This window comes from Allobosea sp. OK403, from assembly GCF_900113835.1.
Classification (GTDB): Bacteria; Pseudomonadota; Alphaproteobacteria; order Rhizobiales; family Beijerinckiaceae; genus Allobosea.
Window position 1 is genome coordinate 688,768 of the sequence record NZ_FOQV01000003.1, and the last position, 23,350, is coordinate 712,117.

Here is a 23,350-nt window from a genome sequence, read left to right on the forward strand (position 1 = left end):
CCGCCCGGGATGACCGCGTGGTTGTCACACCGGAACTCAAGACGCTGCGGAACTCAGGGCGCTGGAAGAACAGCGTCCTGCTTCCCGCCCTCCAGCGCGCTGCCGCTCTCATCCTTGAGGTCGACGCCGGTCAGCGAGCGCTTGAAGGCCTGGTCGATCAGCCAGGCGAGCTTGAAGGCGGCGGCGGCGAAATCGAGTCCGCCGGGGCGGATGTTGGAGATGCAGTTGCGCGCGGCGTCGGTCAGGCCGGGGCGGGGCGCGAAGGTGAGATAGGCGCCAAGCGAATCCGGCGAGGACAGGCCCGGCCGCTCGCCGATCAGCACCAGCGCCATGCGCGCACCGAGCGCATGGGCGGCCTCATCGCCGAGCGCGACACGGGCCTGCGAGGCGATGACGACCGGCGCGAGCGTGAGCCCCTGCCGCTTCAGATGCGGCAGCTGCGCCGTGATGAAGGGGGCGGCGTTCTGGTGGATCGCGGTCGAGGACAAGCCGTCGGCGACGATGATGGCGAGATCGCTGGCGCCGCGCCGCGCCGCCAGCACGCCCCGGCTCTCCTCGGAGAGGCCACGGCCGAGATCGGGCCGGCGCAGATAATCGCCGCGCGAGCGGGCCGCGCTCTCGACCATCACCGTATCCAGCGACAAGGCCGCAAGATCCGCGGCCAGCCCCTCCGGACGGAAGGGCTCGTGCACCGCGTCGCGCGCCTGCGCATGGGCGAGGCCGAAGCGCAGCACCTCGCGCGTCGGCAGCGAGGCGCCCGAGCGGCCAAGCGCGATGCGGGCCGGCGTCAATTGCGCGAGTTCGGCCCAGCGCTGAGCCGTGGAGGCAGGCTTGTCCGGCGTTTTCATGCCGCGCGGTCCTGCATGGCGGCGAGCAAAGCCTGCCCGCCCTGCCCCGCGCTCAACTTTCCCGAGGGGTCGGTGATGTCCATCCGCCTGAGCCAGGCCTCGAATTCCGGGGCGCGCTTCAGGCCGAGCACCTCGCGGATATAGAGCTGGTCGTGGAAGGAGGTTGACTGGTAGTTCAGCATCACGTCGTCGGCGCCGGGGATGCCCATGATGAAATTGACGCCGGCCGCTCCGAGCAGCGTCAGAAGCGTATCCATGTCGTCCTGATCGGCCTCGGCGTGGTTGGTGTAGCAGATGTCGCAACCCATCGGCACGCCCATCAGCTTGCCGCAGAAATGGTCCTCGAGGCCGGCGCGGATGATCTGCTTGCCATCATAGAGATATTCCGGGCCGATGAAGCCGACGACCGTGTTGACCAGGAGCGGCTCATAGGCGCGGCAGACCGCATAGGCGCGGGCTTCGACCGTCTGCTGGTCGACGCCGTGATGGGCATTGGCCGAGAGCGCCGCGCCCTGGCCCGTCTCGAAATACATGACGTTGTCGCCGACCGTGCCGCGCTTCAGCGAGCGGCCGGCCTCCAGCCCCTCCTGCAGCAAGGCCAGCGTGACGCCGAAGGAGGCATTGGCTGCCTGCGTTCCCGCCACCGACTGGAAGACGAGATCGACCGGCACGCCCTGCTCGATCAGCGCCACCGAGCTCGTGACATGGGTCAGCACGCAAGCCTGCGTCGGAATCTCGAAACGGGCGATCAGCGCGTCGAGCAGGCGCAGCAGATCGCCGATCGCACTCATGCTGTCGGAGGCCGGGTTGATGCCGATGACGGCATCGCCGCAGCCAAAACTCAGCCCGTCCATGGTCGAGGCGAGGATGCCGGCGACATCGTCTGTCGGGTGGTTGGGCTGGAGCCGGACCGCCATGGCGCCGGGCAGGCCCAGCGTGTTGCGGAAGCGCGTGACGACGCGGCACTTCCTGGCGACCAGGATCAAATCCTGGTTACGCATCAGCTTGGAGACGGCGGCCGCCATCTCCGGCGTGATGCCGGGCGCGAGCCGGGCCAGGACCGGCGTCGTCGCCGCATCCGAGCAGAGCCAGTCGCGGAAGCCGCCGACCGTCAGCGAGGCGATCAGCTTGAATGCCGCCGCATCATGGCTGTCGACGATCAGGCGCGTGACCTCGTCCTCCTCATAGGGAATCAGCGCCTCATTCAGGAAGGTCCGCAGCGGCAGATCGGCCAGCGCCATGCGCGCCGCCATCATCTCTTCCATGCTGCCGGCGGCGAGGCCTGCGAGCTGGTCGCCCGAGCGCAGGGGCGTCGCCTTCGCCAGCAAGGTCTTCAAATCGGCGAAAACGTAACTCTGTCGCCCGACCGCCGCGCGATACGCCATGAAATCAATCCTCGCCGAAATCAATCCTCATCCCTTGCATCATGCTAGAGCCGGATGATTTGAGATGGAATCACAGAGTGATCCCATCTCAAATCTGAATCCGTCTCTCACCAAAAGTGAGAGCAGGATCAATGCGAAAAACCGGTTCCCACTTTTTCGCATCCTGCTCTTGCGGATATTGGCATGAGCAAACGCAGATGCAGCATTGCTGCCACCCGTTGCCGCGATTAACGCTCCTTGTCCGGAGAGCGGGACGTTACCCGCCGCAGGATTTGGGAAACGTCATGTCGGCTCGCAGGACCATCGGCACCTTCGACTATGTCGTGATCGGGGCGGGCTCGGCCGGCTGTGTCGTCGCCAACCGGCTCTCAGCCGATCCGGGCAAGAAAGTCCTGGTGCTGGAGGCCGGCGGCAAGGACGACTGGATCTGGTTCCACATCCCGGTCGGATATCTCTACGCCATCGGCAATCCGCGCGCCGACTGGCTGTTCAAGACCGAGCCCCAGGCGGGCTTGGGCGGGCGGGCCTTGCCCTTCCCGCGCGGCAAGGTCGTCGGCGGCTGCTCGGCGATCAATGCGATGATCTATATGCGCGGCCAGGCGGCCGATTACGATGGCTGGCGCCAGCGCGGGCTCACCGGCTGGGGCTGGGATGATGTCCTGCCCTATTTCCTCAAACATGAGGACCATGTCGCGCCGGGGACGGGCGAGCACCACAAGGCCGGCGGCGAATGGCGCGTCGAGAATCCGCGCGTGCGCTGGGACATCCTCGACGCCGTGCGCGATGCGGCCGAGGCGGCGGGCATCGCCAAGATCGCCGACTTCAACACCGGCGACAATGAAGGCTCCGCCTATTTCCAGGTCAACCAGCGGCGCGGCCGGCGCTGGAGCGCCTTTACCGCCTTCCTCAAGCCGGTGCTCGATATCCGCGACAATCTCCGCATGGAGACGCGCGTCCTGGTCGAGCGCATCGTGATCGAGGACGGCCGGGCCAGCGCGATCGAGTTCACCCATGGCGAGGAGAAGCTCAGGGTCGAGGTGCGCGGCGAAGTCGTGCTCAGCGCCGGTGCCTTCGGTTCGCCGGCGCTGCTGGAGCGCTCCGGCATCGGCGACGGCTCCCGCCTGCAGGCACTCGGCATCGACACGGCCGCGAACCTGCCGGGCGTCGGCGAGAACCTGCAGGACCACCTCCAGATCCGCCCGGTCTACAAGGTCGAGGGCGTGCGCACGCTCAACACCGACTATGCCAAGCTCTGGCGCCGGCCGCTGATGGCGCTGGAATATGCGGCTCTGCGCACCGGCCCCTTGACCATGGCGCCCTCGCAGGTCGGCGCCTTCGCCAAATCCTCGCCCGACTACGCCACCGCCAATCTCGAATTCCATTTCCAGCCGCTCTCGCTCGACAAATGGGGCGATGGCTTGCATCCGTTCGGCGCTTTCACCGCCAGCGTCTGCAATTTGCGCCCGTCGAGCCGGGGCAGCGTCCATCTCAAGAGCCCGACGCCCGAGGACGCCCCGGCTATCTCGCCGAATTATCTCGACACCGACGAGGACAAGCGCGTCGCCGTCGATGCGCTGAAGCTCGCGCGCAAGATCGTGGCACAAGCGCCGCTGGCGCGCTTCCAGCCGCAGGAACACAGCCCCGGCACAGCCGCGACCTCGGACGAGGCGCTGCTGGAAGCCGCGAAAGGGCTCAGCACCACGATCTTCCACCCTGTCGGGACAGCGAAAATGGGCCGCGACGACGATCCGACGGCCGTGCTCGACGAGCGCCTGCGGGTGCGAGGCGTGCGTGGCCTGCGCGTGATCGACGCCTCGGTGATGCCGGCGATCACCTCGGGCAATACGGCGGCGCCGACGATGATGATCGCCGAGAAAGGCGCGCAGATGCTGCTGGAGGATGCGAAAGCCGCCTGACGTCATGATATGAGGGCTCATGTCTGATATGAAGGCTCTTGCCGGCCCGGTCCGGCACGCTGGAGCCGCCATGTCACCGCCGCCCGAACGCAGCTTGCCCACCAAGATCCTTCTCGCCATCACCCGCGGCGTGCTGACGGTCCTCGTGCTGCTCGACGAGATCGCGCGGCCGCTCTATCGGCCGCTGGCGGACTGGCTCGCCTCGCTGGGAATCGTCGCGCGGGCGGAAGCCGCAATCGCCCGATTGCCGCGCTTGGCCATTCTCGCTCTGCTCGCGATTCCCTTCGCGGTCGCCGAGCCCTTGAAGATCGTCGGCCTGATCATGATCGGGCGCGGGCAGGTCGTGGCCGGCATCATGATCCTCGCCGTGGCCTATCTCGCAAGCTTCCTCATCGTCGAGCGCATCTACCAGGCCGGGCGGGGCAAGCTTCTGAGCTATCGCTGGCTGGCCTGGCTGATGGCGGCGATCGAGACCGTCCGCGTCAAGGCGCTCAGCTGGGTCAAGGCAAGCACAGCCTATCAATCCGCCATCCGGATCCGCGACGAGGCCAGGCGCTGGTTGCGGGGCTTGCGCGCCTGAGCGCGACCGGGTCCGTTCCGGTTCAGAACGTCACGTCGATCCGGCCTCGCAGCGCATGGTCGCGCGCGCCATTGCCTAGGGTGGCATTATAGCCGAGACCCAGCGCGACATTGCCGGCAACGCGCCAGGACAATCCGACCTCCGCAACCATCGCATCGCGCGCCACTGGCGCGGCGTAGACCTGGAAGGGGCTCGCGGCTCCAGCGAAGGCCAGCACGGCGGTGGGCGTCGTCTCCCCGAAGGCGTGACGCCAGCCCAGCATGGCGCGGGCGAAGAGCGGCGTCGCGCCAAGCTGCGTTTCCGCGCGCAGGCCCAGTGTGGAGAAGCCGAGGTTCTGGTCGCGGCCATTCAAGCGCAATGCGGCCGCCCCGCCCTGCTCCGTGCCTGAATCCGAATGCACGCTCACGGCGGCGACCTGGACGAAGGGCTCGAAGGCGACGGAGCCGAGCGGCAAGGCATAGCCGACCTCGGCGAAAGCCTGGGCCGTTGCCCCCTGGCCGTCGAAACGCAGCACGTCGGAGAAGCCGCTCAGCCCGACCAAGCGCGTCAGGTTGGTCTGGTTCCAGGCATAGGCGGCGCCTGCGCGAAGATTGACCGCACCGAAACGCGCCCCGCCATAGAGCGCGGCATGGACGGCGTCCTGCGTGCCGTCCGAACGGCGCTGGTCGATATCGAAACGGGTGCGGGTGAAGCCACCGGCGACGCCGACGCGCCAGGGCGTCTCGCCGCCGCCGGAATCGAGCTCCGCGCCGAACAGCATGCCGCCGCCGCGCCGATCGAGCGAGGCCGCATTGCCGTCGCCATTGCTGCTACCCTGCGCGCCGATCGCTTCACCCCAGAGCTGGAAGCGCCGGGTTTCGAAAGCGGGCGCGGGCAATGCTGCCATGCGCGGCCGGCCCGGCGCATCGGCCGAGAAGGCGCCGGTCACCGTACCGGATGGAGACGACAGGAACGGCGCGCGCAGACGGTTCATGATGGTGTCGCGCACCTGATGGCTGGTCTCGATCGCGACCGAGACGGCCTGCGCATGCGCCTCGCCCGAAAGCGCGTCGAAACCGATGCGGGCCTCCGCCAGCGTCGAGGAGAGCAGCGCGTCATAGACCCGATTGCCCGTCCCCAGCGCTTCGGCAGCGCGGCCGGCGCTCGCCTGGTTGCGCGTGACGGCCGCGTCGGGAAAGGTGACCGCATTGCGTGCCAGCGTCAGCGCCACCGTTCTTGCGTCGTAAGTCAGCGTCGGCGTCAGGAAGGCGAAATTCGAGGTCACGCCGGAAAACTGCCCGCTGACACCGCCCTGTGCGGTCAAGATGACATAGCGGGTCGAGAGACCGTAACTGCCCTGCGCGGCCAGAAGCTGGACCTGACCGCCGGACAAGGTCGCAGTTCCCGTCGCCGCAATCAGATCGGACGCGCCGGCCGCATTGAGCTCGACCTGATAGGTCGAGCCGACCGCGAAGGCGACATTCCCGGCAACGCTGAGCGTGCCGATGGAGTTGCCCGGCGCAACCGCCCCCGCCAGCGCATTGATGCCTCCGACAAAACCTGAGCCGCCGAGCGTGCCGCCATTGATCGTGACCGCGGAACCGGCGATCGAACCATTCACCGTCAGGAGCCCTGACTGGAGGCTGGTCGGACCGGTGAAGCTGCTCGTACCGCTCAGCGTCAGCGCGCCTGTGCCGTTCTTGACGAGGCCGCCCGTGCCGCTGATCGCGCCGCTGAAAAGCGTCGAGGCGTTGTTGGCGCCCGTCGTCAGTGTGGCGCTGCCCAGGGCAACCGCGCCGGCCCCAGCGAGCGAGCCGATCGTCTGATTGAAGCCGTTCAGTGCAAGCGTCGCGCCCGCGCTTACGCTGAAGGCCGAGTTCGGCGAGAACGCGCCGACCGTACCGGCCAGCAAGGTTCCGCCCGCGACGATCGTCGCACCGCTGTAGCTCTGCGCGCCGGTGAGCAGCAATATTCCCGCCCCTAGCTTGGAGAGGCTGCCAGGTCCGGAGAAGGACTGGGTCACGGTGAAGGCGTTGGCGGCGTCCGCAATGTCGAAGCCGCCGCCGGCGGCGCCGAAAATGATTGGCCGTGCGCTCTGGGTGAAGCTCGTGCCGGTGACCTGCAGCACGCCGCCATTGAGCGTGAGCGCGCCCGAGACATCGCCGAGATTGGCTTCCGACGACACGCTGAGCATGCCACCTTCCAGCACCGTCCCGCCGGTATAGCTGTTCGTTCCGGTCAGGGTCAGGACGCCCGAGCCGCGCTTGGTCAGCGAACCGGAGCCTGAGATATCATAGCCGAGCGTCGCCATGTCGGTGAAATTGGCGACGATGGCGCCGTCGTTGAAGATCGCTCCGGCCGTGATGGTCAGCAGGCCGGCCGTGCCGCCATTGCCTATATTGAGTGTACCGAGAGCGTCGATCTGGAGATCGCCCGCGGTAATCCTGAGCTCGCCGCCCTCGGCGAGGGTGACCGAGGTCGGATCGGGCGAGCCAGGGCCGATGGCGAAGGTGTTGGGGATGGTCCAGAGCGAGCCCGCGCCGGTCACCAGCGCGCTGGCGCTGCCGCCGAAATCGGCTTGGACCGCGGCGCCGAGGTTTACGGTCAGCGTCGCGCCGCCCGAGATGATCAGCGAGGCGTTGCTCCCGAGGCCCTGGAGCAAAAATATGTCCGTCGTGACGGAGGAGCCGGCACCCTCGATGCGCAGATTCGAGAAGACAACGAGCCCACTGCCGGGATTCGAGAGCGTGCCGCCCTGATCGACGACGAGCGTTCCGCCGCCGATCACGATATTATCGCCGAACTTCAGCGAGCCACCACGGATAATGAACTGGCCAGTGACGCAGGCGCAAATGGAGAAGCCGCCGCCGAGCGTGCCGGTGCCGGTATAGATCTGCGTGCCCGCGCCGGTGAACCCGAGCGAGCCATTGCCCGTGATCGTGCCGGAGAAGGTCGTAGTCTGGTTGGTAGAGCCGGTGACCAGCGTCGCCCCGTTGCCGATCTCGACCGCGCCGGCGCCCGAGAGCGAACCGACGACGGGCGCTATCGCGATGTCGCTGACCTCGAGCACGGCGCCTGCAGCGATCGTATAGTCGGAATTGGCCGAGAACGCCGTATCGGAGCTCGCGACCAGCCGGCCGGCTTGGACCAGCGTCGCGCCGGTATAATCGCTGGTGCCCTGGATCGCGAGCGTGCCGACGCCGGTCTTGATCAGCCCGCCCGTGCCGGTGATGGTGCCGGCGCTGGAGATGAGCAGCGCGCGGCCGCCGTCGACCTCGACCGTGCCGCCGCCGGCGTTCAGCGTCACCGCCCGGCTCGAGGTGAAGCTGCCGGTGACCTGCAACGTGCCGCCGTCCAGCGTCAACCCGCCCACTGCGTCGCCGAGATTGTTGTCGGCCGAGACCGAGACCTTGCCGGCGCTGATCGTCGTCCCGCCGGTATAGGTATTGGCGCCCGACAGCGTCAGCGTGCCCGCCCCGGTCTTGACCAGCGAGCCGCCGACGCCGCTGATGACGCCGCTGACCGTCGTGGACGTGCCGTCGCCGCCGACCGTGAGTTCGTTGGCGCCGAGAACGTAATCGCCCGCCCCGGCGATCGAGCCGGCGCTCAGGCGATTATCGCCGAGCGGTCCCGTGCTGGTCGAGAAATTGGTCACCGCGCCGAGATTCGTCACGATCGCCGCATTTCCGGCCGTGCTGCCGTTGAAGAACTGAAGGCCGTAGTTGTTGGTGATCGTGGCGTTGCCAGCCGTGCTGCTGTCGGAGAACCGAAGGCCGCTGTAGTTGGTGATCGTGGCGCTACCGGCCGTGCTGGTGTTGGCGAACTGAAGGGTGCCGATGTTGGTAATCGTGGCGCTGCCGGCCGAGCTGCTGTCGGAGAACTGAAGGCTGTTGGTGTTGATGATCGTGGTGTTTCCGGCCGTGCTGTTGTTGGCGAAAGCCAGGGAACCCTGATTGACCAGGGTCTGCGCCTGGCCGGAATTGTTGACGATGCCCGCTCCAGCGAAGGTGAGGCTGCCGGCAGGATCAATCGTGATCGTATAGGCTGGCGCGCTTGCGTTGAAGGTGAAGCCACCGAGCGTCGTGGCGGCGCCGACCGTGATCGCGGCTTGGTTGGTGGTGTCGAAGAACGCCGTGCCGGTCGGAACCGTCGCAGGCGTCCAGTTCGCACCAGTGTTGAAATCGCTCGAGCCGGGATTGAGCTGCCAGGTCGCGTCCTGCGCGTGGGCCGAGCCCGCACAAAGCAACGCCGAGCCCAGCGACGTGCCAGCCAGCAAAGCCAGCATGACGAAGCGGCGGCGATACGCGCCGCGCTCTTGGCCTGTCGAATCCACGAAAGCGTCGCCCCCAAATCCCAGGGCGGCAACCTAAGGCAATCTTACTCTACGGCAATAGACAACCATTCACAGGGCGGGGATCGGCATTCGTCGCCACGCCGCATGAGGGCTAACGAATCGAACACCCGCCTGGCTCGCTCCGGCACGCCGGAGCAGGCCGGCCGCGGCGCCACATTCAGACGATCTGGTTGCGCAGCGTCGTCTCGCCCCGCGCCAGCCGGCCGAGATTGTCGAGCAGGGTGTCGACGACATTGCCCTCATAGGCCCGCGTCTCGCCGGCGCTGTGGGGCGTGATGACGACCTGCGGCAGGCCCCAAAAGGGCGAGGATGGCGGCAGCGGCTCGTCATGGAAGCAGTCGAGCCCCGCACCGGCCAGCCGGCCCTCGCTCAGGGCGGCGAGCAGCGCAGCCTCGTCGACGACCTTGCCGCGTGCGACATTGATGAGGACGGCCGTGGGCTTCATCACAGCCAGCGCCCGGACGCCGATCAGCCCTTCGGTCTCCGCCGTCAGCGGGCAGGTCAGCGCGACGATGTCGGCCTGCGCCGTGACCTCGTGCAGTTGATCGGGCCGGACGATCGCCTCGATATGCGGTTGCGGTTCCGGCTGGCGGCGCACGCCGATGACGCGGATGCCGAAAGCCGAGGCGAGCGCGGCCAGGCGCAGGCCGATGCGGCCGAGCCCGACGATGACCATGGTCTTGCCGCCGAGCTCGTCCTCGCGCCTGGCGCGGTCGCCGATCATCGGGCGCCAATGCCTGGCCGTCTGGTTGTCGCGGGCGAGATGGATCTGGCGGGTCAGGGCCAGGACCAGCGCCATGGCGTGCTCGGCGACGGCGCGCTCATTCACCCCTTGCGCGCTGGCAAGGCGGATGCCGGCGGCGGCCAGGGCCGGCTTGTCGAACTGGTCGGTGCCGGCGCTGACCGACTGGATGAAGCGCAGCTTCGGCGACGCGGCGATCAATTCATTGCGCCAGAGGCCGGAGACGACGAGGACATCGGCCTCGGCCGAGCGCGCCTTGAGCTCGTCGAGCGAGTTCGCCGAAAAACTCCGGGCGCCGTGGCCGCGCGTCGCGAACTCGGCCTGCAATTGATAGGCGGCGTGGGAAAAACCGATCGTCAGCTCATTGTCAGGCGGCAGCAGGGGCATTCGTCTCGTTCCTCGACAGTCACAGGCGTGGTCAGGTTATCGGGCGTGGTCAAGTTATCGGGAGAGCGGCACGCTGTCCCGGCAGTCAACGCATGCAAGCTTCACGCTTAGCCGGGGCCGGAGGTCGCAAAGCCCGCCAGCGCCGCCTCGAGCCTGGCCCATTCCGAGGCCTGCCCCGGCAGACCGAAGCGCAGCCAGCGTGCATCGTTCTGGAAGCGGCGCAGATAAAGGCCATGGCGGCCAAGATGGGCGAAGAGCGCCGGTGCATCACCGGTTTCGAGCAGCCTGAACAGCGCGGTGCCGCCGACGATTCTGCCATGCGGCGCGAGCAGCGCATCGAGCCGGGCGGCATCGGCCGCGCGAGCGGCTCCGGCTTGCGCGAGCCAGGTGGAATCGGCCAGCGCCAGCGCCCCGACATGCAGCGCCGGCCCCGCCACCGCCCAGGGGCCCATCGCCGCGCGCAGGGCCTGGATCAAAGGCGCCTCGCCGATGGCGAAGCCGAGCCGCAAGCCGGCGAGGCCATAGCTCTTGCCGAAGGAGCGCAGCACCAATGTCGCGGGCGGCAATTCGGGCAGGATGCTGACCTCCGGCGTGAAATCGGCGAAGGCCTCATCGATGACGAGCAGACCGCCGCGCACGGCGCATTGCGCCGCGGCGGTCACGAGCCCTTGCCGCGACACGATCCGACCGTCGGGATTGTTCGGATTGACCAGCACGATGCTACGCGCCTCGCCCGCTTGATCCGGGTCGGTGACGGGGCGCACCTCCGCTCCAGCCTTGGCCCAGGCCTGGGCATGCTCGGCATAAGTCGGCCCCAGCACAGCGACCGGACCGGCGCCGGCGAGACGCGGCAGCAAATCGATCAGGATCTGTGTGCCGGGCGCCGCGACGATGCCAGCGCTTTCGGGCACGCGATAGGCCGCGCGCGCCGCAGCCAGCAGCGCCGCCTCCTCGGTAGCCCCGGGCAGGCGCTGCCAGAGCGCGGCCGGCAGCGACGGAAGCGGATAAGGCATGGGATTGATCCCGGTCGAGAGATCGACCCAAGGAGCCGGGGCATCGGGAAACAGCGCTTGCGCCGTCGCCAGATCGCCGCCATGCCAGATTTCGCCCTCAACCACGATCGATCCCGTCCCGCATGAGCCCGCCCGACACCTTGCTTCTGCTGCTGGCCGCGCTCGTGATCGAGGCTGCGCTCGGCTATCCCAAGGGCTTGTATGCGCGGATCGGCCATCCCGTCACCTGGCTTGGCGCGCTGATCGCGGCGCTCGACGACAGCCTGAACCGCGAGACCGCCTCTTATGCGGCACGCAAAGCGGCCGGGCTCGCAGCACTCATCATCCTGCTCTGCGCGACCATCGCCTTCACTTCGACCGCGGCCCGGCTTTGCCTCGCGCTCGGGCCGCTCGGCCTGCTGCCGCTGGCGCTTCTGGCCTCGACCCTGCTGGCGCAGCGCAGCCTCTACGAACATGTCGCTGATGTCGCCGAAGGGTTGGAGCAAGGCGGGCTCTCTGAGGGACGAAAGGCAGTTGCGATGATCGTCGGGCGCAATCCCGAAAGCCTCGACGAGGCCGGCGTCTCGCGCGCCGCGATCGAGAGCCTTGCCGAGAATTTCTCCGACGGTGTCGTCGCCCCGGCCTTCTGGCTCGGCCTCGCCGGCCTGCCGGGCTGCGCACTCTACAAGGCGATCAACACCGCCGATTCGATGATCGGCCACAAGACGCCGCGCCATCTCGCCTTCGGCTGGGCTGCGGCCAGGCTCGACGACCTCGTCAACCTCCCGGCCTCGCGGCTCACCGCGCTGCTGCTGGTCGCAGCCGCAGCCTTCGACCGGGAGGCCAACGCTGCCGGAGCCTGGAAAGCCGTGCGGCGCGACGCCCGCCGCCACCGCTCGCCCAATGCCGGCTGGCCGGAAGCGGCGATGGCCGGGGCGCTCGGCCTGCGCCTCGCCGGACCGCGCATCTATGGCGAGACACGCGTCGAGGATGGCTGGATGGGGAACGGCCGTGCGGAGGCGACGGCCGCCGATATCAGGCGGGCGCTCCGGCTCTATCGCGGGGCCTGCCTGATGCTGTGGGCGCTGGCGGCGGCGGGCGTGGCGTTGGCCGTTGCGGTCTGACCGGATCGGGCGATCGGCTTACGCCAGAGCGGCAAAAGCGCTATAGTATCCGGTATCGGATAGCCCGCAGGAGCCCGTGATGGGTACGCATGTCACGATCGATGAGGATGTCGTGCGAGCAGCCGAGAAGCTGGCGCTGGAGCAGAACCGTACGGTCGGCGAGGTGATTTCCGAGCTCGCGCGACAGTCACTGCCGGCCGGGACAGAGATCACCTATCGCAATGGCATTCCGCAGTTGCCCCGCCGCCCCGGAGTGGTCGTCACCATGGAGCTGGTCAACGAGCTTCGCGATGAGGAACCGTGACCTATCTGCTCGACGTCAATGTTCTGATCGCACTGATTGATCCAGCGCACGACCACTATTCCGCAGCCCATGACTGGTTCTCATCGACGGGCCGCCACTCCTGGGCAACCTGCCCGATCATAGAGAACGGCGTTGTCCGCATTCTCGGCAATCCGCGCTATCCGTTTCCACTCGCCCAATCATCGCCCGCTGGTGTCGCGAGAATCCTCGGCGAATTGCGGGCGGCTCCCGGCCATGTCTTTTGGGCGGACGAAATCAGCCTGCTCAACCCCGCCATAGTCGATCTCGGTCAACTGCTTCATTCGCTGCAGGTCACGGACACCTATCTGCTGGCGCTCGCAGTCTCGAAAGGTGGAAAGCTCGCTACCTTCGACGCTCGGTTGACCACGAATTCCGTCCACGGCGGCGCTGCTGCACTCCACCTCATCCCGACAGCCTAATCCCCTCAGAACTCGATCCCCGCCTGCGCCTTCACGCCGGCCGCGAAATGGTGCTTCACCAGCGTCATTTCCGTCACCAGATCGGCAGCCGCGATCAGCTCCGGCTTGGCGTTGCGGCCGGTGACGACGATGTGGAGGTCGTTCCGGCGCGCAGCGAGCGTCGCGACCACCTCGTCCAATGGCAGATAGTCATAGCGCAGCGCGATGTTGAGCTCGTCCAGCACGATCAGGCGGATCGTCTCGTCGGCCATCAATTCCTTGGCCTTCTCGAAGGCGCGCTCGGCCGCGGCGATGTCGCGGGCCTTGTCCTGCGTCTCCCAGGTGAAGCCTTCGCCCATGCTGTGCCAGGTGATCTGATCGCCGAAGGCATCGAGGGCCTTGCGCTCGCCCGTCGCCCAGGCGCCCTTGATGAACTGGACCACACCGACGCGCCAGCCATGGCCGAGCGCGCGCAGGATCAGCCCGAAAGCCGCCGTCGATTTGCCCTTGCCCGGCCCGGTGTTGACGATCAGCAGGCCCTTCTCGATCGTCTTGGCGGCAACCTCGGCGTCCTGCACCGCCTTGCGCTTCTCCATCTTGGCCTTGTGGCGGGCGGCCTCTTCAGTGTCGATCGTCATCTCACTTCACCTGCATCGCCAGTCCAGCGACCATGAAGACCACGTGCCGGGCCTCGGCCGCAAGCTTCTGGTGCAGGCGGCCGGCCTCGTCGCGGAAGCGCCGCGCCAGGGCATTGTCGGGCACGATGCCGAGCCCGACTTCGTTCGAAACCAGCACGACGGGGCCGGAGGCTTCGGCACAGGCGGCGATGAGCTCGGCGCCGGCGGACGCCGTATCCCGCTCCGCCAGGATCAGATTGGTCAGCCACAATGTCAGGCAATCGACCAGGATCGGTCGCCCCGCCGGCACGGCGCGAACAGCCTCGGGCAAGGCGAGCGGCGCATCGACCGTAAGCCAGTTGTCGGAGCGCCGCGCCCGATGCTCGGCGATGCGCCCGCGCATCTCGTCGTCATAGGCCTGGGCGGTCGCGATATAGGTCCAGGGCGCCGGCAGCGCCTCGATCAGCGCCTCGGCATGGCGGCTCTTGCCCGAGCGCGCGCCGCCGAGGACGAGGGTGAGATGAGGAGTTTCCAAGAGCCCTTTCCTCCGGCGTCATGGTCGGCCCCGAGCCGACCATCTCCTGCAAGAGATTCTCGGGGTCTGCGCGGAGTTTATCCTTGGGCCGATCGAAGATCGGACCCGAGGGCTTCGCCCAAGAATGACGGCGCAGTGCATTGCACAGCACCGCCCACATGGCTAATGATCATCCGCGACGGTGCCCCGGCAACTGGGTGAAAAGGGAACGCGGTGCGATACCGCGGCTGCCCCCGCAACTGTAAGCGGTGAGTTCTGCGCCATCGGCCACTGGGAGCGATCCCGGGAAGGCGGCTCAGAACGTCGAGATCCGTGAGCCAGGAGACCTGCCGTCGTCGTTCCGCAATCCAACAGGCCGCCGGCGGGGCGGCCAGGAGAAACACGATGAACACCTCCGCTTCGCTTTCGACTTCGGCCGGCGTTTCCGAACGCGCCAAGGCTGCTCTGGCCGCCCTGCTGCTCGGCAGCGTGCTGATCTTCACGGTCGGCTTCGCGCATTCGAGTAGCGTCCACAACGCCGCCCACGACACGCGCCACACGCTCGCCTTCCCCTGCCACTGAGGGGATCAGACATGGTCAATCGCGTTCTCACGGTCAGTCTCCTGGCCGGGCTTCTGGCTGGGCTCGTCATCGCCGCGCTCCAGCACGTCACCACCACGCCGCTGATCCTCAAGGCGGAAACCTATGAAGCGGCGATGCGCGCTGCCGCGCCGTCTTTCGCGTCCTTTGACGGGCAGGCCCGCATCATCCTCGCCCATGGTCCCGCCGGCGACGCCGCCGGCCACGAGCATGCCGAATGGAAGCCGCAGGACGGCCTGCAGCGCACCGCCTTCACCACGCTGGTCACGGTCGCGACCGCGATCGGCTTCGCCGCGCTGCTGCTCGGCGGCATGATCGCGGCGAATGAGACGATCGACGACAGGCGCGCGCTCGCCTGGGCGGTCTGCGGCTTCCTCGCCTTCGGCCTCGTCCCGGCTGCAGGACTCGCGCCGGATTTGCCCGGCAGCGCGGCGGCCGAACTCTTGCCTCGTCAGATCTGGTGGGTCGCGACGGCGCTGGTCACGGCTGGCGGGCTCTTCGTCTTCCTGCGCATGGAAGCCGGCTGGCTCAGGGCTCTGGCAGTCCTGGCCATGCTCGTGCCGCATCTGATCGGCGCGCCGCATCCGGCCGCGCCGGAGAGTAAGGTCCCAGCCGAGATCGCAGCGCATTTCACCGCGCTGTCGCTCTCGGTCCAGGCCGCGCTCTGGCTCGCCACCGGCCTGGCCGTCGGCGTGATCTGGCCAAGGATGACACGCAAAGCTTTGGCGACGCGACGCGCAGCCAAGGCCTGACGCCTCGCGCGCTCCTCGCCCGGGAGCGCGCATCTCGAACACGGAGGCGTTTGCATGCCCGAGCCCGATCTCACTATCCATGTCTGCACCGTCTGCCGGCGCGTGCGCGAGGACCTCACCGAAGGCTACGACCAGCCGGGGCTCGGCCTCGCCACTGCGCTCGGCGAGCGGCTTGCCGGCAAGGCCGGGATCACCGTCGCGGCGGTCGAATGCCTCGCCGTCTGCAAGCGCCCTTGCACGGTCGCCTTCGCGGCGAACGGCAAATGGACCTATCTCGTCGGCGATCTCGACGCCGAGACCCATCTCGACGATATCGTCGGCGCGGCGGAGAGCTATGCCGCCAGCGCCAACGGCATCATTCCCTGGAAAGAGCGACCCATCCCCTTCCGCAAGGGCGTGGTCGCGCGCGTGCCGCCGCTGAGCCTGCGCGAACAAGGCCTGCGCGAACAAGGATCGACATCATGAATGCCTCCCTGGCCAAAGTGCCTTGCACCATCATCACCGGCTTCCTGGGCGCCGGAAAAACCACGCTGGTGCGCCATCTGCTTGAGAACGCCGGAGGCAAGCGCCTCGCCGTGCTCGTCAACGAATTCGGCGATCTCGGCTTCGACGGCTCCTTCCTCGCCGGCTGCGGCATCGAAGGCTGCACGGAAGAAGATGTGGTGGAGCTGCCCAATGGCTGCATCTGCTGCACGGTCGCCGACGATTTCGTGCCGGCGCTGGAAAAGCTGCTGAACCGCCCGAACCCGCCCGAGCACATCCTGATCGAAACCTCGGGCCTGGCCCTGCCGAAGCCGCTGGTGACAGCCTTCAACTGGCCGGCAATCCGCTCGCGCGTCACTGTCGATGGCGTCATCGCAGTGGTCGACGGACCGGCCGTCGCCGAGGGCCAGTTCGCCGATGACCCCGAGGCAATGGCCGCTCAAGCCGCGCAGGATTCATCGGTCGAGCACGACAACCCGCTGGAGGAGGTCTTCGAGGACCAGATCCTCTGCGCCGACCTGATTCTACTCAACAAGAGCGATCTCGTTGACGCAGAAGCCAGAGCCCGCGTCATCGCTGAAATCAGGGAGCATCTGCCCAAAGCGATCAAGATCGTCGAGACCTCGCATGGCAAGGTCGAGCCGGCGTTGATCGTGGGGCTGAACGCCGCCGCCGAGAGCGATCTCGCGGTGCGCCCCTCGCATCACGGCGAGGGCGAGGACCATGACCATGACGATTTCGACTCGGTCTCGCTGCCGCTGCCGGCCGGCCTCTCGCCCGAGACACTCTCGATCCGCATGACCAAGGCCGCCGAGGCCGAGGGCGTGCTGCGGCTGAAGGGTTTCACCGCCGTGCCGGGCAAGCCGATGCGCCTCGTCATGCAGGGCGTCGGCCGCCGCGTCAGCCATCATTTCGACCGGGCCTGGGGCGCTGACGAGGCACGCGACGGCCGGCTCGTCGTGATCGGCCTCAAGGGCTTCGACCGCACTGCCGTGGAGGCCGCGCTCGCGGGCTGAACACGCCATGCACCTCCTCCCGACCAACGAGATCAGGCTCGACGACGGCGAAGACGCCGTCGACCTCGCCTTGCCGCCGGGAGATGTGCTGGTTCTGTCCTATGCCGACAGCGATCTCTCGGCGATAGCGGTCGCCGCCGGCATGAATGCCGGCATGACTGCCGGAGTGAGCGGGTTCGATGTCCGGCTCGCCTCGCTCAGGCAGCTCAAGCACCCGCTGTCAGTCGACCTGCTGGTCGAGAAGACGGCGGCACAGAGCCGTTTCGTGCTGGTGCGCTGCCTCGGCGGGCTGGACTATTGGCGCTACGGCGTCGAGCAGCTGACCGAGACCTGCCGGCGCGAAGGCATCGCGCTTGCCGTGCTACCGGGTGACGACCGGCCGGATGCGCGCTTGGCGGAACACAGCACCGTGCCCGCGGAGTTCGCGGCCGAATTGCTCGGCTATTTCCATGCCGGTGGCGGCGCTGAGAACATGCGGCGGTTGCTGGGGCGGATTGGGGATTATCTCGGCCCCTCCCTTCCCTCATCCGACCCGGCTGCGCCGGGCCACCTTCTCCCAGCCATCTCGGGCTTGCCCGAGATGGACAATCCAAGCTGCCAATATCGGCAACAGCCGACATTGGGTGGGGAGAAGGATGAGGCGGCGGCAGCTTCGCCCTTCTCCCCTCCCATCTCGAGCTTGCCCGAGATGGGCAACCCTGAGTGTCAAAGTCGGCAACAGCCGACTTTGATGGGGAGAAGGTGCCGGCAGGCGGACGAGGGAAGGCGAGATGCTTTCGAGCTCGCACCCCTTCCGCTCCCTTCGCTCTTCGCGCTCAGCGCAGGCGCAACTCCCACCCCCTGGCACGAGGCGCTCGCCGTCCTTCCCACTGATGCTCCGCTCGTCCCCATCCTGGTCTACCGCTCGGGTGTCAGCGCCGGCGACACCGCGATGGCTGAGGCGATCTCCGCGGCTCTCGCCGCCCGCGGCCACGCCCCGCTGATCTTGGCGCTCACCAGCCTGAAGGACCCCACTGTTACGGCGGAACTCGCGGCGCTGATCGCCCTGCGCAGGCCCGCGCTAATCATCACCACCACCGCCTTCTCGGCTCGCGAGGGTGGCGCTTTCGTGCTCGACGCCGCCGATTGCCCGGTGCTGCAGGCCGTACCCGTCGGCAGCGCGCGCGAGGCCTGGAATGCCTCGCCGCGCGGTTTGTCGGCCGTCGATCTTGCCATGCAGGTGGCGCTGCCTGAATTCGACGGCAGGCTCGGAGCCATCCCCGTCGCGTTCAAGGCGGATGCGACGGATGCCGCGACCGGCCTCGTCATCCGCCGCCTCCTGCCCGATCCCGAAGGCATCGCAGCGCTGGCCGATCTCGCCGCCGGCTGGATCGCGCTCGCGGCCAAGCCAGTGGCCGAGCGCAAGCTCGCGCTGGTGATGTCGGACTATCCCGCACGCGGCGGCCGGGCCGGCTTCGCAGTCGGGCTGGATACGCCGGCAAGCGTGACTGCGATCTCGGAGCTGCTGGCGGAGGCGGGGTACGCCGTCGCCAACCGTCATTGCGAGCGCAGCGAAGCAATCCCGGAGGGCTCGCTCGACGGCCCTGGATTGCTTCGCTGCGCTCGCAATGACGAAGATGGGCCCGCGCTCATGGCAGCCCTCACCACCGGTCCAGCCGGTTTCACCGTCCCGCTCGGCGCCTATCGCGTCTGGCTCGACGGCATTCCCGCGGCCGCCCGCGACGCCCTCATCGCCGTCCATGGCGAGCCGGAGCCCGACGGCAGCAGCTTCCGCTTCCGCACCGTCCAGGCCGGGCATCTCACCATCGCGCTGCAGCCGCCGCGCGATGCCACGCCCGACCGCAAGGCGCGCTATCACGATCCAGACGCTCCGCCGGGCCATGCCTATCTCGCCTTCTATCTCGGCTTGCGCGAAACCCAGCACATCGACGCGCTGATCCATCTCGGCACGCATGGCACCATGGAGTGGCTGCCGGGCAAGGCGGTCGCGCTCTCGCCCTCCTGCTGGCCGCGCCTGATCACCCAGGGCCTGCCGGTGATCTATCCTTATGTGGTCGATGATCCCGGCGAGGCCGCGCCCGCCAAGCGCCGGCTGTCGGCGATCACGCTCGGCCATCTGCCGCCTGAACTCGCCGAGACCGGGGCCGGCGGAGAAGTCGCCCTGCTGCGCGATCTCGTCGAGGAGTTCTCGCAGGCGCAAGTGATGGACCCGCGCCGGGCCGAGATCGTTGCCCGCGAGATCCGCGAGCGGGCTGAAGCCAGCGGGCTCAGCGAGAGCTGCGGCGTCACGCCTGCCATGGAGATGAGCGAAGCGCTGACCCGGCTCGACGCGCAGCTCTGCGATATCGCCGAATTGCCTTTCCGCGACGGGCTGCACATTTTCGGGCAAGCAGCCCACGACCTCACCTCCTCCGAGGCCGAACGGACAAACCTGCTACGCGCGCTCGATGGCCGCTTCGTGCCGCCCGGCCCCGCCGGCTCGCCGCATCGCGGCCGGCCCGATGTGCTGCCGACCGGGCGCAACCTCTCGACGCTGGATCCGCGCGCGATCCCTACGCGGGCGGCGGCAAGGCTCGGCGGCCTCGCGGCACAGGCCGTGATCGAGCGCCATCTGCAGGAACATGGCGATCATCCGCGCCGGATCGTGATGGATCTCTGGGCCTCGCCGACCCTGCGCTCGGGCGGCGAGGATATCGCTCATGCGCTCGCCCTGATGGGCGTCGAGCCGCTCTGGGACCATGCCTCGACGCGGGTGACGGGGTTTTCGATCGTCCCGCAGCCGAAGCTGACGCATCCGCGCCTCGACGTGACGATCCGCATCTCCGGCGCCTTCCGCGACACGTTTCCCGGGCAGATCGCCCTGCTCGATACGGCCGCCCGCGCGGTCGCGTCCCTCGACGAGCCCGACGAATGGAACGAGCCAGCCGCTGCCCAGCGCCGAGGTGAAGCAGGCGCACGCATTTTTGGAGCAGCGCCCGGCCGCTATGGCGCGGCCATGGCCGACCGCGCCCTCGACGGCGACTGGACGATGCGCGACGAACTGGCCGAGGCCTATCTCGCCGCCTCGAGCCACGCCTATGGCGGGGTGGAGGGCGCGGCGACGGCCGATGCGGGCTTCGTGGAACGCATCAGGGAGGCGCAGGCCTTCATCCATGTCAGCGACACGGCCGGGCGCGACATCCTGGAAGCCTCGAGCGCGGCCGATGTCATCGGCGGGCTTGCGGCGGCGGCCAAATCACTCGGCGCCAATCCCGCGCTCTACAGCCTCGACTCCTCAAACCCCGAAGCACCGAAGGCGCGCACGCTGACTGAGGACATCGCCCGCATCGTCCATGGCCGCTTGACGCATCCGCGCTGGATCGCGGCGCAGCTCGCCCATGGCTGGCGCGGGGCGGCGGAACTGGCCGAGGCCGTCGACACGCTTTTCGTTTTCGCGGCGAGCACGGATGCCGTCGCGGATGGACTGTTCGACGCCGTCTTCCAGGCCTATTGCGCCGATCCGGCGATCTGGAGCGCGCTGGAAGCGGCGAATGCTCCCGCCGCCAACGCTATCCGCGCCCGGCTGAGCGATGCCGGGCGCCGCGGCCTGTGGACGAGCCGGCGCAATTCGGTCGCGGCCTTTCTCGCACGGGCTGCGGAATGAGCGCGCGCCCGCACGCATGCGTGCCCCCGGCGACGCTGCGGCGCGGCTGGTGCCCAAGCACGTTGAAGCCGATGGAGACCGGCGATGGCTGGCTGGTGCGGCTGCATCCGCCCGGAGCCGTGCTGACGCCCACGCAGCTCATTCGCATCGCCGCCCTGGCGCGCGAACATGGCAACGGGCTGATCGAGATTTCCGCACGCGGCAACATGCAGTTGCGCGGGGTGACGGCTCAGAGCCACCCGGCGCTGGTCGCCGTGCTGCTGGGCGAACACCTCGTCGACGAGCATGACGGCGACGGTCCACAGCGCCTGACGCTGATCTCGCCATTGGCGGGAGACGGCGAGATGATCGATGCGGCAGCGCTGGCCGAGGCGATCGAAGCGCGCGGGCGGCTCGTTCCCGGCCTGCCGGCCAAATTTTTGATCCTCGTCGATGGCGGAGGGGCGCTCTCGCTCGACGCCTTCGCCTGCGATCTGCGCCTCGTGGCGATCGCAACCCACTGCGTCGTCATCGGCCTGCCGGACGGCTCATGGCGCGGGCCGATCGCCGTTGCGGATACGGTCGAGGCCGTCGAGACGATGCTGCATCGCTTCGCCGGGCATCACGCCCAGGCGCGCGAGACGATCCGCCGCCTGCGCGATCTGCCGCCGGAGGTGCTCGCCGCTCTCTGCGGCCTGCCCGAAACCGATGCGCCACCACCTCGCCCTGCCCCCCACCGTGCCGGCCTGTTCGCGCTCGGCACCGGCCGCTTCGCCGCCATGGCCGCCCTGCCCTTCGGCCGCTGCGACGCCGCGACGCTGGAGGCGCTGGGCCGCGCCGCCGAGGCGCAAGGCGCGCGCGCCTTGCGCCTCTCGCCCTGGCGTGGTCTCGCCTGCCTCGGTCTGAGCCAAGCCTCGGCACAGGCCTGGCTCGGCGAGGCCAACGGCTTGGGACTGATCACGCGGGACGAGGATCCGCGCCTCTCGGTCCAGGCCTGCGCCGGCAAGCCGGCCTGCCTGCGGGCCGAAACCAAGGCCATGAGCGACGCCGCGCGGCTCGCCGAGGCGGCCGCGCCGCTCTTGGCCCGGGGCCTGAGCCTGCATGTCTCGGGCTGCGCCAAATCCTGCGCCCATCCGGGTGTCTCCGACCTCACTTTGGTCGGTCGGGACGGGCGTTATGACGTAGTTCTCCACGGCACGACGCGCGATCAGCCCGTCGCGACGCTTGACCTTTGCGACATCCTACGGCGTCTGCAGCCGGGACAGGATCTTTTCGCCCGCTTGAGTGCGGCGGCTTCAGGACATGAGAGTTTGAGCACGCGTTACGACTATATCCAGGACGGAGCCGCGATCTATGAGCGCTCCTTCGCGATCATCCGGGCCGAGGCCGATCTCTCGCGCTTTTCCGGCTCCGCTGCGCGCGTCGTGGTGCGGATGATCCACGCCTGCGGCATGACCGACCTGCCCGATGACGTCGAGATGTCCGAGGGCTTCACAGGCGCGGCCGAGGCGGCGCTGCGGGCCGGCGCACCTATTCTCTGCGATGCCAAGATGGTCGCCAATGGCGTGACGCGGGCCCGCCTGCCGGCGCGCAACGAAGTGGTCTGCACGCTCGACGATCCGCGCACACCGAGCCTCGCCGCGGAACTCGGCACGACGCGCTCGGCCGCCGCGATGGAATTGTGGCGGCCACAGCTAGCCGGGGCACTGGTGGTGATCGGCAATGCGCCGACCTCGCTGTTCCGACTGCTGGAGATGCTTGATGCCGGCGCGCCCAGGCCCGCCGCCGTGATCGGCATTCCGGTCGGCTTCGTCGGCGCGGCGGAATCGAAGGAGGCCTTGGCTGGGGATGGCCGCGTGCCCTTCCTCGTCGTGCATGGACGGCGCGGCGGCTCGGCGATGGCGGCAGCCGCCGTCAACGCGCTGGCGCAAGAAAAGGAATGAGCCGGTGACCTCAGAACCGGCCAATTCTGCTGCTGTAAAGACTCTGCTGTTCGGCGTCGGCCTCGGCCCCGGCGACCCGGACTACATGACCCTGCGCGCCCGCGACATCATCCTCAAGGCCGACCGGCTGGTGCATTTCTGCAAGCGCGGCCGGCGCGGCAATGCCCGCGTCACCGCCGACGCCATCGTCCCGCCCGATGCGGCGCGAGAGATCGAGCTCGCTTTCCCCGTGACGATCGAAGCCCATGTCGGCGAGGCCGGTTATGACGGGCCGATCGCGGCCTTCTATGAGGAAGCGGCCGCCCAGCTCGCAGCCGAGATGGAGGCAGGGCGGAGCGTCGCCGTGCTGTGCGACGGAGACCCGTTCTTCTACGGCTCCTTCATGCATCTGTGGCGGCGCCTCGCGCACCGCTTCCCGACCGAGGTCGTGCCCGGCGTCACCGGCATGGCCGGAGCCTGGACCCGGGCCGGAGCACCGATCACCTGGGGCGACGACATCATGACCGTGCTGCCGGGCACGCTCCCGGAAGCGGAACTGACGCGCCGGCTGGTCGACACCGACGCCGCCGTGATCATGAAGCTCGGCCGCAACCTGCCGAAGGTGCGCCGCGCGCTGAGGACGGCGGGGCTGATCCACCGCGCGATCTATGTCGAGCGCGCCACCATGGCCGAACAGGTCGTGCTGAAGCTCGGCGACAAACCCGATGACGAGGCGCCTTATTTCTCGATGGTGCTGGTGCCGGGCGAAGGGCGGCGGCTGTGAGCGGTTCGCT

The 23,350-nt window shown here is 68.3% G+C and carries 19 protein-coding genes, 1 pseudogene and 1 riboswitch; of the genes and pseudogenes, 13 read left to right on the forward strand and 7 right to left on the reverse strand.

The window, feature by feature from the left end:
- Positions 1-53 precede the first annotated feature (53 nt).
- Together eutC and BMZ97_RS14445 are read right to left on the reverse strand one after the other, a co-directional pair.
- Positions 54-848 carry an ethanolamine ammonia-lyase subunit EutC gene (eutC, locus tag BMZ97_RS14440; RefSeq protein ID WP_092170512.1) on the reverse strand — a complete coding sequence of 265 codons (795 nt, stop codon included), beginning with the start codon at positions 846-848 and terminating at the stop codon, positions 54-56.
- Complete coding sequence (locus tag BMZ97_RS14445) at positions 845-2,233, reverse strand: ethanolamine ammonia-lyase subunit EutB (RefSeq protein WP_092170516.1); 1,389 nt, start codon at positions 2,231-2,233, stop codon at positions 845-847. Before BMZ97_RS14445 ends, eutC begins: the two co-directional genes overlap by 4 nt.
- A gap of 284 nt (positions 2,234-2,517) precedes the next feature.
- Between BMZ97_RS14445 and BMZ97_RS14450 the strand changes: the two genes are divergently transcribed.
- Together BMZ97_RS14450 and BMZ97_RS14455 are read left to right on the forward strand one after the other, a co-directional pair.
- Entirely contained in the window at positions 2,518-4,149 is a 1,632-nt protein-coding gene (locus BMZ97_RS14450; RefSeq protein WP_092170519.1) for a GMC family oxidoreductase, read from the forward strand.
- Between the two features lie 19 nt (positions 4,150-4,168).
- Positions 4,169-4,729: a hypothetical protein gene (locus BMZ97_RS14455; protein ID WP_175525561.1), complete on the forward strand. Its 561-nt coding sequence runs from the start codon at positions 4,169-4,171 to the stop codon at positions 4,727-4,729.
- A gap of 22 nt (positions 4,730-4,751) precedes the next feature.
- On the opposite strand, the gene BMZ97_RS14460 is transcribed toward BMZ97_RS14455, so the two are convergent.
- The 3 genes from BMZ97_RS14460 to cobD form a co-directional block, all read right to left on the reverse strand.
- The gene (locus tag BMZ97_RS14460) at positions 4,752-9,041 is read right to left on the reverse strand and encodes an autotransporter domain-containing protein (protein WP_092170521.1); all 4,290 of its coding nucleotides are present in this window, start codon (positions 9,039-9,041) and stop codon (positions 4,752-4,754) included.
- Positions 9,042-9,219: 178 nt separating this feature from the next.
- Entirely contained in the window at positions 9,220-10,191 is a 972-nt protein-coding gene (locus BMZ97_RS14465; protein WP_092170525.1) for a D-2-hydroxyacid dehydrogenase, read from the reverse strand.
- A gap of 107 nt (positions 10,192-10,298) precedes the next feature.
- Entirely contained in the window at positions 10,299-11,309 is a 1,011-nt protein-coding gene (gene cobD / locus BMZ97_RS14470) for a threonine-phosphate decarboxylase CobD (protein ID WP_092170528.1), read from the reverse strand.
- Between the two features lie 17 nt (positions 11,310-11,326).
- Here cobD and cbiB point away from each other — a divergent pair, with 17 nt between their 5' ends.
- The 3 genes from cbiB to BMZ97_RS14485 all read left to right on the forward strand — a co-directional run bounded on the left by cbiB (position 11,327) and on the right by BMZ97_RS14485 (position 13,051).
- Positions 11,327-12,307 carry an adenosylcobinamide-phosphate synthase CbiB gene (gene cbiB, locus BMZ97_RS14475; RefSeq protein WP_092170530.1) on the forward strand — a complete coding sequence of 327 codons (981 nt, stop codon included), beginning with the start codon at positions 11,327-11,329 and terminating at the stop codon, positions 12,305-12,307.
- Between the two features lie 79 nt (positions 12,308-12,386).
- The gene (locus tag BMZ97_RS14480; RefSeq protein ID WP_069689854.1) at positions 12,387-12,611 is read left to right on the forward strand and encodes a hypothetical protein; all 225 of its coding nucleotides are present in this window, start codon (positions 12,387-12,389) and stop codon (positions 12,609-12,611) included.
- Positions 12,608-13,051, forward strand: coding sequence for a TA system VapC family ribonuclease toxin (locus BMZ97_RS14485; protein ID WP_092170533.1), 444 nt, complete (start codon positions 12,608-12,610; stop codon positions 13,049-13,051). Before BMZ97_RS14480 ends, BMZ97_RS14485 begins: the two co-directional genes overlap by 4 nt.
- Before the next feature lie 5 nt (positions 13,052-13,056).
- Here BMZ97_RS14485 and cobO read toward each other — a convergent pair whose 3' ends face one another.
- Together cobO and cobU are read right to left on the reverse strand one after the other, a co-directional pair.
- Positions 13,057-13,668 carry a cob(I)yrinic acid a,c-diamide adenosyltransferase gene (cobO, locus tag BMZ97_RS14490; protein ID WP_092170536.1) on the reverse strand — a complete coding sequence of 204 codons (612 nt, stop codon included), beginning with the start codon at positions 13,666-13,668 and terminating at the stop codon, positions 13,057-13,059.
- A 1-nt stretch (position 13,669) separates the two neighbouring features.
- Positions 13,670-14,182 (reverse strand): bifunctional adenosylcobinamide kinase/adenosylcobinamide-phosphate guanylyltransferase, encoded by a 513-nt coding sequence (gene cobU / locus BMZ97_RS14495; RefSeq protein WP_092170539.1) that lies wholly within the window; start codon positions 14,180-14,182, stop codon positions 13,670-13,672.
- Between the two features lie 162 nt (positions 14,183-14,344).
- Positions 14,345-14,531: riboswitch (cobalamin riboswitch) on the forward strand.
- A 35-nt stretch (positions 14,532-14,566) separates the two neighbouring features.
- Here cobU and BMZ97_RS14500 point away from each other — a divergent pair.
- From BMZ97_RS14500 to BMZ97_RS14530, 8 genes and pseudogenes are all read left to right on the forward strand, one after another.
- The gene (locus tag BMZ97_RS14500) at positions 14,567-14,743 is read left to right on the forward strand and encodes a CbtB domain-containing protein (protein ID WP_069689852.1); all 177 of its coding nucleotides are present in this window, start codon (positions 14,567-14,569) and stop codon (positions 14,741-14,743) included.
- Positions 14,744-14,754: 11 nt separating this feature from the next.
- On the forward strand, positions 14,755-15,513 hold the full coding sequence (locus tag BMZ97_RS14505) for a CbtA family protein (RefSeq protein ID WP_092170542.1): 759 nt from the start codon (positions 14,755-14,757) through the stop codon (positions 15,511-15,513).
- Between the two features lie 54 nt (positions 15,514-15,567).
- On the forward strand, positions 15,568-15,978 hold the full coding sequence (locus BMZ97_RS14510; protein ID WP_092170544.1) for a DUF1636 family protein: 411 nt from the start codon (positions 15,568-15,570) through the stop codon (positions 15,976-15,978).
- Positions 15,975-17,012 carry a cobalamin biosynthesis protein CobW gene (gene cobW, locus BMZ97_RS14515; protein ID WP_092170547.1) on the forward strand — a complete coding sequence of 346 codons (1,038 nt, stop codon included), beginning with the start codon at positions 15,975-15,977 and terminating at the stop codon, positions 17,010-17,012. The genes BMZ97_RS14510 and cobW overlap by 4 nt, the downstream gene beginning before the upstream one ends.
- Before the next feature lie 7 nt (positions 17,013-17,019).
- Positions 17,020-20,655 (forward strand): cobaltochelatase subunit CobN, encoded by a 3,636-nt coding sequence (locus tag BMZ97_RS14520; RefSeq protein ID WP_092170550.1) that lies wholly within the window; start codon positions 17,020-17,022, stop codon positions 20,653-20,655.
- Positions 20,652-21,788: pseudogene (gene cobG, locus BMZ97_RS31560) on the forward strand (precorrin-3B synthase); the annotation flags it as partial. The gene BMZ97_RS14520 and the pseudogene cobG, both read left to right, overlap by 4 nt.
- 156 nt (positions 21,789-21,944) lie before the next feature.
- Entirely contained in the window at positions 21,945-22,577 is a 633-nt protein-coding gene (locus BMZ97_RS31565; RefSeq protein WP_244546442.1) for a precorrin-8X methylmutase, read from the forward strand.
- A 4-nt stretch (positions 22,578-22,581) separates the two neighbouring features.
- Positions 22,582-23,340: a precorrin-2 C(20)-methyltransferase gene (locus BMZ97_RS14530; RefSeq protein ID WP_280141745.1), complete on the forward strand. Its 759-nt coding sequence runs from the start codon at positions 22,582-22,584 to the stop codon at positions 23,338-23,340.
- The last annotated feature ends 10 nt before the right edge of the window (positions 23,341-23,350 follow it).

What these genes read in the sequence shown, in the direction of transcription:
- BMZ97_RS14445 (WP_092170516.1), bottom strand. Translation starts at nt 2,233, where the DNA reads ATGGCGTATCGCGCGGCGGTCGGGCGACAGAGTTACGTTTTCGCCGAT.
- cobO (WP_092170536.1), bottom strand. Translation starts at nt 13,668, where the DNA reads ATGACGATCGACACTGAAGAGGCCGCCCGCCACAAGGCCAAGATGGAG.
- BMZ97_RS14505 (WP_092170542.1), top strand. Translation starts at nt 14,755, where the DNA reads ATGGTCAATCGCGTTCTCACGGTCAGTCTCCTGGCCGGGCTTCTGGCT.
- BMZ97_RS14455 (WP_175525561.1), top strand. Translation starts at nt 4,169, where the DNA reads ATGTCTGATATGAAGGCTCTTGCCGGCCCGGTCCGGCACGCTGGAGCC.
- BMZ97_RS14510 (WP_092170544.1), top strand. Translation starts at nt 15,568, where the DNA reads ATGCCCGAGCCCGATCTCACTATCCATGTCTGCACCGTCTGCCGGCGC.
- BMZ97_RS14450 (WP_092170519.1), top strand. Translation starts at nt 2,518, where the DNA reads ATGTCGGCTCGCAGGACCATCGGCACCTTCGACTATGTCGTGATCGGG.
- BMZ97_RS14500 (WP_069689852.1), top strand. Translation starts at nt 14,567, where the DNA reads ATGAACACCTCCGCTTCGCTTTCGACTTCGGCCGGCGTTTCCGAACGC.
- BMZ97_RS14480 (WP_069689854.1), top strand. Translation starts at nt 12,387, where the DNA reads ATGGGTACGCATGTCACGATCGATGAGGATGTCGTGCGAGCAGCCGAG.
- eutC (WP_092170512.1), bottom strand. Translation starts at nt 848, where the DNA reads ATGAAAACGCCGGACAAGCCTGCCTCCACGGCTCAGCGCTGGGCCGAA.
- cbiB (WP_092170530.1), top strand. Translation starts at nt 11,327, where the DNA reads ATGAGCCCGCCCGACACCTTGCTTCTGCTGCTGGCCGCGCTCGTGATC.
- BMZ97_RS14520 (WP_092170550.1), top strand. Translation starts at nt 17,020, where the DNA reads ATGCACCTCCTCCCGACCAACGAGATCAGGCTCGACGACGGCGAAGAC.
- BMZ97_RS14465 (WP_092170525.1), bottom strand. Translation starts at nt 10,191, where the DNA reads ATGCCCCTGCTGCCGCCTGACAATGAGCTGACGATCGGTTTTTCCCAC.
- cobW (WP_092170547.1), top strand. Translation starts at nt 15,975, where the DNA reads ATGAATGCCTCCCTGGCCAAAGTGCCTTGCACCATCATCACCGGCTTC.